This is a genomic window from Halomonas sp. BLK-85 (assembly GCF_044792155.1).
In the GTDB taxonomy this organism is placed as follows: domain Bacteria; phylum Pseudomonadota; class Gammaproteobacteria; order Pseudomonadales; family Halomonadaceae; genus Vreelandella.
Genome location: NZ_CP087731.1, coordinates 1,360,614 through 1,372,802, shown reverse-complemented (window position 1 = coordinate 1,372,802; position 12,189 = coordinate 1,360,614). Strand labels below are relative to the sequence as shown.

The 12,189-nt window shown below is 51.9% G+C and carries 7 protein-coding genes, 2 tRNA genes and 3 rRNA genes; 2 read left to right on the top strand and 10 right to left on the bottom strand.

The genetic code is table 11. The annotated features are described in order from the left end of the window. Window positions 1-4: 4 nt before the first annotated feature. From LL947_RS06120 to LL947_RS06110, 3 genes are all read right to left on the bottom strand, one after another. Entirely contained in the window at window positions 5-469 is a 465-nt protein-coding gene (locus tag LL947_RS06120; RefSeq protein WP_290821163.1) for an SUF system Fe-S cluster assembly regulator, read from the bottom strand. A gap of 437 nt (window positions 470-906) precedes the next feature. Beyond that, a complete protein-coding gene (locus tag LL947_RS06115) occupies window positions 907-1,383 on the bottom strand; it encodes a YbhB/YbcL family Raf kinase inhibitor-like protein (RefSeq protein WP_404417445.1) in 477 nt (158 codons plus the stop codon). 36 nt (window positions 1,384-1,419) lie between these two features. Further along, window positions 1,420-2,585, bottom strand: a protein-coding gene (locus LL947_RS06110; protein ID WP_499832987.1) for an IS3 family transposase whose coding sequence is annotated in 2 segments (ribosomal slippage) — window positions 1,420-2,324 and window positions 2,324-2,585 — 1,167 coding nt in all. Because the reading frame shifts where the segments join, the coding sequence is not laid out codon by codon here. Window positions 2,586-2,814: 229 nt separating this feature from the next. Between LL947_RS06110 and LL947_RS06105 the strand changes: the two genes are divergently transcribed. Then, window positions 2,815-3,276, top strand: a complete 462-nt coding sequence (locus LL947_RS06105; protein ID WP_499834237.1) for a flavodoxin family protein — start codon at window positions 2,815-2,817, stop codon at window positions 3,274-3,276. A 206-nt stretch (window positions 3,277-3,482) separates the two neighbouring features. Here the strand turns inward: LL947_RS06105 and rrf are convergent. From rrf to msrP, 7 genes are all read right to left on the bottom strand, one after another. Then, a 5S ribosomal RNA gene (gene rrf / locus LL947_RS06100) occupies window positions 3,483-3,598 on the bottom strand. A gap of 180 nt (window positions 3,599-3,778) precedes the next feature. Next, window positions 3,779-6,667, bottom strand: a 23S ribosomal RNA gene (locus LL947_RS06095). A gap of 422 nt (window positions 6,668-7,089) precedes the next feature. Then, window positions 7,090-7,165: transfer RNA gene (locus LL947_RS06090), tRNA-Ala, on the bottom strand. A 122-nt stretch (window positions 7,166-7,287) separates the two neighbouring features. After that, window positions 7,288-7,364: transfer RNA gene (locus tag LL947_RS06085), tRNA-Ile, on the bottom strand. Window positions 7,365-7,450: 86 nt separating this feature from the next. Then, a 16S ribosomal RNA gene (locus LL947_RS06080) occupies window positions 7,451-8,983 on the bottom strand. The 16S, 23S and 5S rRNA genes sit together here with 2 tRNA genes alongside, the layout of an rRNA operon. Before the next feature lie 306 nt (window positions 8,984-9,289). Then, a complete protein-coding gene (locus LL947_RS06075; RefSeq protein ID WP_404417440.1) occupies window positions 9,290-9,889 on the bottom strand; it encodes a protein-methionine-sulfoxide reductase heme-binding subunit MsrQ in 600 nt (199 codons plus the stop codon). A 34-nt stretch (window positions 9,890-9,923) separates the two neighbouring features. Further along, window positions 9,924-10,892, bottom strand: a complete 969-nt coding sequence (msrP, locus tag LL947_RS06070) for a protein-methionine-sulfoxide reductase catalytic subunit MsrP (protein WP_290823135.1) — start codon at window positions 10,890-10,892, stop codon at window positions 9,924-9,926. Between the two features lie 259 nt (window positions 10,893-11,151). Between msrP and LL947_RS06065 the strand changes: the two genes are divergently transcribed. Beyond that, entirely contained in the window at window positions 11,152-12,129 is a 978-nt protein-coding gene (locus LL947_RS06065; protein WP_404417436.1) for a cytochrome-c peroxidase, read from the top strand. Window positions 12,130-12,189 lie beyond the last annotated feature (60 nt).

Here is a 12,189-nt window from a genome sequence, read left to right as displayed (position 1 = left end):
TACGTCAAGCTGAAACCGCTTCAACGCTGATACTTTGAATTGGCAGTTGCACAGGCAGTTTGATCGGGGTGGTGGCGGCCAGATGTGCCAAGGTTACGCTTTCCAACAAGGTACGGATTGCCATGGAAACGCGTTGCCAGTTATCAGCTACGCCGCAGGTGCTCGCCAGTTCACATTCACCTTCTGCCTCACTGCAAGTTGTGACTGCAACCGGACCTTCCATTGCCGTAATGATATCTGCAGCAGTTATTGAAGAGGCTGAACGGGCCAGCTGATAGCCACCCTGGGCGCCGCGCTGTGAGACAAGCAAACCGCCTTTGACCAACATCTTTAATGTCTTGCTGACCGTTGGATGCGGCAACTGCACTGCCTCTGCAAGCTCTGCTGCTGCATGCGGTTTGCTGGGTTGCCTGGCGATCTGCGCCATCACTACCGCTGCATAGTCAGTTAGCCGTGAAAGCTTGAGCATCTTGTCTCCTTGCTATCTGCCATCACCAGGCACATTGCCCGATTGGTATTTGCAGACTGCCTGGCGGTTTAATTGGGTACCATTTTAGTCCTGTATAAATAATTTGTGAAGCCCCTGACTAAATTACTCAACAATTACGCTATGGTTTGTACAGTATTGTGACGCATTAACTTACGCAAATTGTAATCATTATCATTTAATCCCATTTCTTAAATCTTCTTTCTAGTGGAATATTGTTCTTAATATCCTTGATTAAGCGCTTTAAATAACAAAAACCCGCTAACATACATAGATGCAGCGGGCAGTCAGTCAGGGAATGACACTGACAATCAATAGTTTTTATATATCAAATGCTTTACGCCGTTTTATATCTACATTGCTGACAAGGCAGATGAGTATCCTTTATCAGGCCTTTAAGTAGTTCTCAGTCGCGTTGATCAGCCGCGTTGATAGGTACCAATCAATCGATTCATTCCCAACAGGTTAGGCTCAATGGCTTCGAGTAATTCTGGCAATGCCAAACCTTCCGGCAATGAAGTCTGACAATCCAGGGCCAGTACCCAGAAATAATAGTGGTGCTTACCATGCTTTTCCGGTGGCATGGGGCCACCATACCCCAAGTTACCAAAGTCATTTTTTCCCCTGGTTCCCTGCCGGGTATTTTCTTCCAATGACGTCACGCTTGCTGGCAGGTTATAGAGCACCCAATGCACAAATCCATATTGGCCGTGCTGAACAAGGGGCGCATCAGGATCATGGCATATTACTGCAAAACTTTGTGTGCCTTCAGGTACACCTTGCCATTCAAGTTGGGGAGACACATCATCAGCCTCTCCTGAATGTTTCGGAGGAATATCTCCATGATAGCTAAATGCAGCACTGCTGAGCTGCAAATCCGAAAGTGCAAATGCCATACTGTCTGATCTTACCCAGCAAAAGTGGACACTGGTTTAAGCGATCATTCGGGCTTCAAATGCCTCTGGGCTGATCATCCCAATAGCACTGTGCCGCCGTTGCTTGTTGTAGTCCAGTTCGATGTATTCAAACACCTGTCTTCTCATCACGTCTCGTGTTTTAAACTGCTCTCCGTGAATTGCTTCCACCTTAAGACTGTGGAAGAAGCTTTCTGCACAAGCATTATCATAACAGTTGCCTTTAGCGCTCATGCTGCACTTGAGCTCATGCCGCATCAGCAGTGATTGATAAAGCATGGAACAGTACTGACTGCCTCGATCAGAGTGGACAATCACGCCTTTGGGCATTTTGCGTTTCCATAACGCCATCTGCAGGGCATCACAAACGAGGTCGGCCGTCATACGTTCGCTCATTGCCCAACCAACCACTTTACGAGAGTAAAGATCAATGAGCACGGCCAGGTAAAGCCAGCCCTCGCCCGTCGCTAAATATGTGATGTCACCCACCCACTTTTGATTGGGAGCTGATGCCATGAAGTTTTGCTCTAGTAGATTTGGCGCCACTGGCAGCGAATGCCGAGAGTTCGTGGTGGCCTTGAACTTGCGGGCTGCTTTAGCCCGTAAGCCTTGGCGCTGTAAGCTGGCAGCCACCGTCTTACGATTGATTGGCATTCCATCATCTCGCAGGTCTAGCGTTAATCTCGGCGCGCCTGAGCGTCCCTTACGTTGGTGATAAGCCTTGGCCACGCGCTGATCGATAATGGCTTGCTGGCTGCGTTTTGGAGAAGAGGCCCCCTCGCGCTGCCGCCAAGCGTAGTAGCCGCTTCGAGCGATCCCAACAACATGGCACATACGTTGAACGCTGAAAGCCTGACGATGACGATGGATAAAGGCGTACTTCACTTCAGGCTCTTCGCAAAGTACACCGCGGCCTTTTTTGTGATGGCCAGCTCCTCATTGGCTTCGGCTAACTGTCGCTTCAGGCGAGCGTTTTCTTCTGCCAGTGACCGCTCTCGCTCCGACGTATCTTGTTGTTGCTGAACTTTAGAACGCCACTGATAAAGCTGACTCGCATGTATGCCCAGTTCACGAGCCGCTGCAGCGACGCCTATGCGATCAGCAAGCGCTAACGCTTCTTGCCGATAGGCATCTGAATAACGGGTATAAGATTTTTTCTTCATTGATGTCGTCGATCTTGCCATAGTTCACCTCATCGTAGCGTATAACATTCTTGAGGTGTCTACTATTACTGGGCAAGATCAGTCCTCCTGAGCGGACTGATTTTTGAGGGTTGACAGTCTATAAAGGTAACTGCAACGACGACCTGTATGAAAAATAAAACATACCAGAGTCGTTGCCTTGTTTTTAGGTTTGTAGAAACCAGTGGCAATGTCAACGGTTATACCCGACCCAACCTACGGAGCCATTATCGTGAAAACATTGCTGGCGGTTGTACATGCTCCTTCACCCAATACTCAGCGCTTGTCAGACGCTTTGGAAGCCGGCGCCCGGCACCATGATATCGAGGGTATTGACTGTGTATGTCAACCTCCTCTCGAGAAAGTGCCGAACGATATCCTGAATGCCGATGGTATTATCATTGGCACGACCGAAAACCTGGGTTACATGGCTGGATTGACCAAGGATCTCTTTGATCGATGTTATTACGAGGTGCTTGAACAAAAGCAAGGATTACCTTGTGCGCTGTACGTGCGTGCAGGACTCGACGGCACAGGGACTCAGCGAGGCATCGAGTCCATCGTAACCGGGCTGCGCTGGCGTTGGGTGCAGCCACCACTGATTCTTCGTGGCCAATGGGACCATACGTTTTGTGGTCAGGTTGAAGAACTGGGTACCTACATGGCGGCAGGCCTGGAAAATGGACTGTTTTAGCGAATCGTGAATCGTGAATCGTGAATCGTGAATCGTGAATCGTGAATCGTGAATCGTGAATCGTGAATCGTGAATCGTGAATCGTGAATCGTGAATCGTGAATCGTGAGCAGCAAAGCAACGTCGCCTGCCGAAGGGCAAGGTTTTTTGAAGAGTACACAGCAAAACGCCCCGTGCACAGTGTGCACGGGGCGTTTCTTGATAAGTGCCTGACGATGACCTACTCTCGCATGGGGAGGCCCCACACTACCATCGGCGCTAAGCGGTTTCACTGCTGAGTTCGGCAAGGGATCAGGTGGTTCCCACTCGCTATGGTCGTCAGGCGTAACAGGTGATATAGCAGGCTGATTCAGCGGCGTTCTGGGCCACTGCGTAATGTCTGTGATCGTCTCTTCGTATCCGGCTTTCTTGCGTTTCGCTTTCTTGCTGTTGCAAGTTCTGCTGTTGCAAGCTCTGCGCTTTCGCGCGTCGTTATCACTGCGACCAGACCCCTTGGGTGTTATAGGGTCAAGCCTCACGGGCCATTAGTACACGTTAGCTCAACGCCTTGCAGCGCTTCCACACCGTGCCTATCAACCAGCTGGTCTCGCTGGGCCCTTCAGGAGGCTCTAGGCCTCAGGGATGTCTCATCTTGAAGGGGGCTTCCCGCTTAGATGCTTTCAGCGGTTATCCCGTCCGCACTTAGCTACCCGGCAATGCCACTGGCGTGACAACCGGAACACCAGAGGTGCGTCCACTCCGGTCCTCTCGTACTAGGAGCAGCCCTTCTCAAACATCCTACGCCCACGGCAGATAGGGACCGAACTGTCTCACGACGTTCTAAACCCAGCTCGCGTACCACTTTAAATGGCGAACAGCCATACCCTTGGGACCGACTTCAGCCCCAGGATGTGATGAGCCGACATCGAGGTGCCAAACACCGCCGTCGATGTGAACTCTTGGGCGGTATCAGCCTGTTATCCCCGGAGTACCTTTTATCCGTTGAGCGATGGCCCTTCCATACAGAACCACCGGATCACTAGAACCTGCTTTCGCACCTGCTCGACGTGTCTGTCTCGCAGTCAAGCACCCTTATGCTCTTGCACTCATTGCACGATGTCCGACCGTGCTGAGGGTACCTTCGTGCTCCTCCGTTACGCTTTGGGAGGAGACCGCCCCAGTCAAACTACCCACCACACACTGTCCTCGATCCGGATAACGGACCTGAGTGAGAACGCCCATGATGCCAGGCTGGTATTTCAAGGTTGGCTCCCCCCGAACTGGCGTCCGGGGTTCCAAGCCTCCCAGCTATCCTACACAGGCAACATCAGCGTCCAGTGTGAAGCTATAGTAAAGGTTCACGGGGTCTTTCCGTCTAGCCGCGGGTACACCGCATCTTCACGGCGATTTCAATTTCACTGAGTCTCGGGTGGAGACAGCGTGGCCATCATTACGCCATTCGTGCAGGTCGGAACTTACCCGACAAGGAATTTCGCTACCTTAGGACCGTTATAGTTACGGCCGCCGTTTACCGGGGCTTCGATCAGGAGCTTCTCCGAGGATAACACCATCACTTAACCTTCCGGCACCGGGCAGGCGTCACACCCTATACGTCGTCTTGCGACTTGGCAGAGTGCTGTGTTTTTACTAAACAGTTGCAGCCACCTGGTATCTTCGACCGGTTCGGGCTCGAGGAGCAAGTCCTGTCACCCTAGGCCGGCGTGCCTTCTCCCGAAGTTACGGCACCATTTTGCCTAGTTCCTTCACCCGAGTTCTCTCAAGCGCCTGGGGATTCTCACCCTGACCACCTGTGTCGGTTTGGGGTACGGTCGCACATGATCTGAAGCTTAGAGGCTTTTCCTGGAAGCGTGGCATCGATGACTTCCTGACCGTGGTCAGTTCGTTTCGCATCTCGGCGTTGAGCACCCGGATTTACCTGAGCGCTCGGCCTACATGCTTTCACCAGGACAACCAACGCCTGGCTCACCTAGCCTTCTCCGTCCCCCCATCGCAATCATGTCCGGTACGGGAATATTGACCCGTTTCCCATCGACTACGCCTTTCGGCCTCGCCTTAGGGGCCGACTCACTCTGCTCCGATTAGCGTCGAACAGAAACCCTTGGTCTTCCGGCGAGGGTGTTTTTCACACCCTTTATCGTTACTCATGTCAGCATTCGCACTCGTGATACCTCCAGCAAGCTTCTCAACTCACCTTCATTGGCGTACACGACGCTCCTCTACCGCTCACACCTAAGTGTGAACCCGTAGCTTCGGTACCTGATTTAGCCCCGTTACATCTTCCGCGCAGGCCGACTCGACTAGTGAGCTATTACGCTTTCTTTAAAGGATGGCTGCTTCTAAGCCAACCTCCTAGCTGTCTGAGCCTTCCCACATCGTTTCCCACTTAATCAGGATTTCGGGACCTTAGCTGACGGTCTGGGTTGTTTCCCTTTTCACAACGGACGTTAGCACCCGCTGTGTGTCTCCCACGCGTCACTCACCGGTATTCGGAGTTTGCCTCGGGTTGGTAAGTCGGGATGACCCCCTAGCCGAAACAGTGCTCTACCCCCGGTGGTGCTGCCTGAGGCGCTACCTAAATAGCTTTCGAGGAGAACCAGCTATCTCCGAGCTTGATTAGCCTTTCACTCCGATCCACAAGTCATCCAAATCTTTTTCAACAGATCCTGGTTCGGGCCTCCAATTGATGTTACTCAATCTTCACCCTGCTCATGGATAGATCGCTCGGTTTCGGGTCTATATCCCGCGACTGCTTCGCCCAGTTAAGACTCGCTTTCGCTACGGCTCCCCTAATCGGTTAACCTTGCCACGGAATATAAGTCGCTGACCCATTATACAAAAGGTACGCCGTCACGGAACATGTCCGCTCCGACTGCTTGTACGCACACGGTTTCAGGGTCTATTTCACTCCCCTCTCCGGGGTTCTTTTCGCCTTTCCCTCACGGTACTGGTTCACTATCGGTCAGCCAGGAGTATTTAGCCTTGGAGGATGGTCCCCCCGTCTTCAGTCAAGGTTTCTCGTGCCCCGACCTACTCGATTTCACATGATCAGATTTTCGACTATGGGGCTATCACCCGCTATGGCCGCGCTTCCCAGCGCCTTCGTCTAATCAGTCACATGCTTAAGGGCTGCTCCCCGTTCGCTCGCCGCTACTGGGGGAATCTCGGTTGATTTCTTTTCCTCAGGGTACTTAGATGTTTCAGTTCCCCTGGTTCGCCTCTTGCGCCTATGTGTTCAGCGCAAGATACTCACCTGTTGGTGAGTGGGTTTCCCCATTCAGAAATGCCCGGGTCACAGGTTGTTTGCCACCTCGCCGAGCCTTATCGCAGGCTTCCACGTCTTTCATCGCCTCTGGCTGCCTAGGCATCCACCGTGTGCGCTTCATTGCTTGACCCTATAACCCGAAGGAGTCTGGTCGCACAATGATAACGAGTGCCGGATACGCTTGAGACGTATCACATAACACTATTACGTACACCTTCGTCGGGCAGGGACTCACCACGCGGTGCGTTGTGAATCGCTGACCTTCAGAAGGATTATCAGCATTGCTATATCTTGTTAAAGAGCGACTGTTCGATGAACAGTGATAAGGCAACGCCCGCGGGCGAACTGACTTATCAATGGTCACAAAACAACAACAAACGGTTGCTAGCATGGCAGGTAATGGTGGAACCAAGCGGGCGGTGCGACGTTTCGCTCGAACCGCTGACCCAACATGGTCAATCCAGCATCGGACGTAATGGTGGAGCCAAGCGGGCGGTGCGACGTTTCGCTCGAACCGCTGACCCAACATGGTCAGCCCAGCATCGGACGTAATGGTGGAGCCAAGCGGGATCGAACCGCTGACCTCCTGCGTGCAAGGCAGGCGCTCTCCCAGCTGAGCTATGGCCCCAATGTTTTTGCTAAGCTTTTGCTAAGCCCTCCTCTTGCCATAAATTTCTGTGAGACAAGGCAAAATGCGACGACGTATAGCCTGCTATACGAGGAGCATTTTAACGCAGTATCGCAGGAATTTGGTGGGTCTGGGCAGACTTGAACTGCCGACCTCACCCTTATCAGGGGTGCGCTCTAACCAACTGAGCTACAGACCCAAGAGGGGGTCAAGCTTCTACCGTTTGCTCTATTATCTGATCAGGTAATTCATTGTGAGCGCTTACCGCGAGGATGATGCATCGTTTAAGGAGGTGATCCAGCCGCAGGTTCCCCTACGGCTACCTTGTTACGACTTCACCCCAGTCATGAACCACACCGTGGTGATCGCCCTCTTGCGTTAGGCTAACCACTTCTGGTGCAGTCCACTCCCATGGTGTGACGGGCGGTGTGTACAAGGCCCGGGAACGTATTCACCGTGCCATTCTGATGCACGATTACTAGCGATTCCGACTTCACGGAGTCGAGTTGCAGACTCCGATCCGGACTGAGACCGGCTTTAAGGGATTCGCTGACTCTCGCGAGTTCGCAACCCTTTGTACCGGCCATTGTAGCACGTGTGTAGCCCTACTCGTAAGGGCCATGATGACTTGACGTCGTCCCCACCTTCCTCCGGTTTGTCACCGGCAGTCTCCTTAGAGTTCCCACCATTACGTGCTGGCAAATAAGGACAAGGGTTGCGCTCGTTACGGGACTTAACCCAACATTTCACAACACGAGCTGACGACAGCCATGCAGCACCTGTCTCTGCGCTCCCGAAGGCACCAAGGTATCTCTACCAAGTTCGCAGGATGTCAAGAGTAGGTAAGGTTCTTCGCGTTGCATCGAATTAAACCACATGCTCCACCGCTTGTGCGGGCCCCCGTCAATTCATTTGAGTTTTAACCTTGCGGCCGTACTCCCCAGGCGGTCGACTTATCGCGTTAACTTCGCCACAAAGTGCGCTAGGCACCCAACGGCTGGTCGACATCGTTTACGGCGTGGACTACCAGGGTATCTAATCCTGTTTGCTACCCACGCTTTCGCACCTCAGTGTCAGTGTCAGTCCAGAAGGCCGCCTTCGCCACTGGTATTCCTCCCGATCTCTACGCATTTCACCGCTACACCGGGAATTCTACCTTCCTCTCCTGCACTCTAGCCTGACAGTTCCGGATGCCGTTCCCAGGTTGAGCCCGGGGCTTTCACAACCGGCTTATCAAGCCACCTACGCGCGCTTTACGCCCAGTAATTCCGATTAACGCTTGCACCCTCCGTATTACCGCGGCTGCTGGCACGGAGTTAGCCGGTGCTTCTTCTGCGAGTGATGTCTTTCCTGGCGGGTATTAACCGCCAGGCGTTCTTCCTCGCTGAAAGTGCTTTACAACCCGAGGGCCTTCTTCACACACGCGGCATGGCTGGATCAGGGTTGCCCCCATTGTCCAATATTCCCCACTGCTGCCTCCCGTAGGAGTTCGGGCCGTGTCTCAGTCCCGATGTGGCTGATCATCCTCTCAGACCAGCTACGGATCGTCGCCTTGGTGAGCCATTACCTCACCAACCAGCTAATCCGGCATAGGCTCATCCGATAGCGGGAGCCAAGGCCCCCTTTCTCCCGTAGGACGTATGCGGTATTAGCCTGAGTTTCCCCAGGTTATCCCCCACTATCGGGTAAATTCCTATGCGTTACTCACCCGTCCGCCGCTCGTCAGCATCCAGCAAGCTGGATCTGTTACCGCTCGACTTGCATGTGTTAGGCCTGCCGCCAGCGTTCAATCTGAGCCATGATCAAACTCTTCAGTTTAAAATCATTGTGATGCTTACCTGTCACCCTGGGGCAACAGAAGCGCATCAAACTTGGCTCAAGGGTCAAACGAATTCATTTCAATTTACATTGCCATGACCGCTTGCCTTGATAGTTGGTGATTTATCACCCTCATCGGCAAGCGCCCACATGAATTACCTGATCAAATTTTTAAAGAGCTTGAATGCCGCTACGTGGCCTTCAATGGATGCGTATCATACCAATGTTTTTCCCTCGGTCAACCTTTTTACAGACGTTTTGGGAACAAAGGCCAAACAGACACTTTGATCCATATATCCTTGGTGACTACTGACGATGAACCAAGGCGTCAATCGACCTAAAAACAACCAGCCCGGCCAGCACCAAAGCAAAGATCAGAGGCATCGTATAATCAGCACGGGTCAGCTCCCACACATGATAGACCCCCAATCCTGCAGACACATAAATGAGACGATGCAACCAATGCCACGCTGACCACCCCATTTTTTGCGGCACCCATTGGGGTGACGTCAAAGCCAAAGGCACCAGCAACAGTAACGCCATCACACCGTAGCGAACATAGTGAAGCGCCCAGATATCATGCCAGATCCATTGCCAATCCCAGTATTGATCCCAGCCGAACCAGGTCAGCATATGGGCTAGCAGCCAGAAAAAAGCCCATAAACCCATCTGCCGTCGCGCAATCATTATTCCGCGCCAACCGGTCAGCCTGAAAGCAGGGCTGAACGCTATGGTGATGAGTAATAAAATCAATCCTGTTCTACCGGTGAAATGCAAGACTGCCTCTGCGGGGTTGGCACCCAGGCTGCCTTGAAGCCATAGCCAGATCAGAATTAGACCCGGCGTCACACCCGTACACAGAACAAAACAACGAAATAGTAGAACCCTGAATGCAGCAGTCATCATCAAAAAAAGTAACCCCGTTTGTATGAGGACGGCCTCAGTAATCTTTTTGGAGATCCATATCGGCGTAAAGCTGAGCTACTTCATCCGCGTAACCATTAAACATCAAGGTTTCTCTCCGCCCCCCTTCTCCGATTCGCCTTTCGCGGGCTTGTGACCAACGGGGATGGTCGACGTCAGGATTCACATTAGCGTAGAAGCCGTACTCTTCTGGATTCTGAGCTACCCAGGACGTTGTGGGTTTATCCTCCAGAGCGCGGATGGCCACTACTGACTTGATGCTCTTGAAGCCGTACTTCCACGGCACTACCAGTCGCATAGGAGCACCGTTCTGATTGGGCATTCTTTCTCCGTACATACCTACCGCTAATATGGTCAAGGGATGCATAGCTTCATCGATTCTCAACGCCTCTCGGTAGGGCCACTCGATAATTGAACTACGCTGTCCGCGTAGGTTCTCGGGGTCAAGAATAGACTCAAACTCAATATACTTTGCACGTGATGTCAAGCCGTGATGCTTGAGCAGATCAGCTAAAGGAAAGCCCACCCAGGGGATGACCATTGACCATGCTTCAACACAACGCAGGCGATAAATTCGCTCTTCAAGCGTATAGCGGCTTAGTATATCTTCAAAATTCACTTCGGCCGTATTTTCAAACTGACCTTCTATACTGACGCGCCATGGGTCTGTTTTCAGCTTGTGGGCATACACTTCAGGATCACTCTTACGCACACCGAACTCGTAGAAATTGTTATACGTGGTTGCATCCTTTACTGAAGTGATGGACTCGCCTGCAGCGAAGTCCTTTTCATTGACACCTTGCTGAATCTTATCAGCAAACGTTTGCTGCCACGCACTAGCCCGTGCAGATAGCAGCATACCGGGTGCAAGGCTCAAAGCCGCCCCGAAGGTCGCGCCTTGACGAAGAAAACGCCGACGATTTTCAAAAACATGTTGAGGGGTAATTTCAGATGCCGCGACGGCCGGGTAGCGATAACGTTTCATAAGAGCCCTAGGGTCATGAGAATCCGTCGAAGGATTTAACAATAAATAAAATATTACTAATAAAAGAATATTCACTCTCTTACTGAATCTACTATAAAAATACAGGCAAATACTGACCTAGCTCAATATTTGGATTTTCTGAGTGTTTTGCTAGGTTGAATTTCAATCACAACTAAGACTTACTATAAGTAACGCTGGCTTGGGCTTAGCCAGTTATAGAGCTCTCACCTGAGAGTGATTGATGCAAGGGGGAAATCACATGAAAAAGACACTACCAGTAATGATTGCGGCGGCCGCCATGATTCCTGGTGGCATGGTAATGGCCGAAGATCTGCAAAGCTATAAGGACCGCTTTGAACCCTTACCCCATCTGCCACCCATACCGGCAGATAATTCAATGACGCCGGCGAAGATTGAGCTGGGCAACATGCTGTTTTTTGAACCGCGCATTTCATCCAGCGGTGTTATCAGCTGTGCCACCTGCCATAACCCGGCTCTGGGATGGGCTGACAGGATTCCGAGAGCAACTGGGCATGACGGACAGGTGGGCGAACGCAATACACCTACTGTTCTCAATAGCGCTTTTTTGGGTTCTCAATTCTGGGATGGGCGGGAACCAGATCTTGAAGGACAGGCGCTAGGCCCGATAGAAGCGGATGTTGAAATGGCCATGGACCTGGATGTCGCTCTGGAACGGCTGACTGAATTTGAAATTTATCGTGAAAAGTTTGCCGAAGCCTTTCCTGACGATGATGATCCGATCAGTGGCGAGAACCTGGCGTATTCCATGGCAGCTTTCGAACGTACGCTGAACACACCAAACTCTCCGTTTGACCTTTATCTCAGTGGTGATGAAAACGCCATCAGCCAACAGGCCAAAGATGGCATGGTTGCCTTTGTAGACAATGGCTGCGTCGCATGCCACCGCGGTCCTGCTCTGACAGACAGTCAGTTCCACGCCATTCAGGTGCCTGGCTCTGAGGACTTGGGACGCTATCTGGTAACAGGTGAAGAGAGCGACAAATACCGCTTCAGGACTCCCACTTTACGCAATGTCGCGGTTACCTATCCCTACATGAACAACGGCGCGACCGAAACGCTTGAAGAAGCTGTTGCTATCATGGGCGAGGAGATGCTGGGTCGTGAGTTCGAACAAGAGACTGTTGACGATATCACTGCCTTCTTGCACACCCTCACAGGTGAGATGCCAGAGTTCGAGATTCCGGCACTTCCCTGATATCACGACCTGAAATGACGCGTTATGAGACTGCTAGTGGTTCGCCGCTAGCAGTTTTTC

Coding starts and splice junctions, on each gene's coding strand:
- LL947_RS06120 (WP_290821163.1), bottom strand. CDS start 469: ATGCTCAAGCTTTCACGGCTAACTGACTATGCAGCGGTAGTGATGGCG.
- msrP (WP_290823135.1), bottom strand. CDS start 10,892: ATGAAACGTTATCGCTACCCGGCCGTCGCGGCATCTGAAATTACCCCT.
- LL947_RS06115 (WP_404417445.1), bottom strand. CDS start 1,383: ATGGCATTTGCACTTTCGGATTTGCAGCTCAGCAGTGCTGCATTTAGC.
- LL947_RS06065 (WP_404417436.1), top strand. CDS start 11,152: ATGAAAAAGACACTACCAGTAATGATTGCGGCGGCCGCCATGATTCCT.
- LL947_RS06075 (WP_404417440.1), bottom strand. CDS start 9,889: ATGATGACTGCTGCATTCAGGGTTCTACTATTTCGTTGTTTTGTTCTG.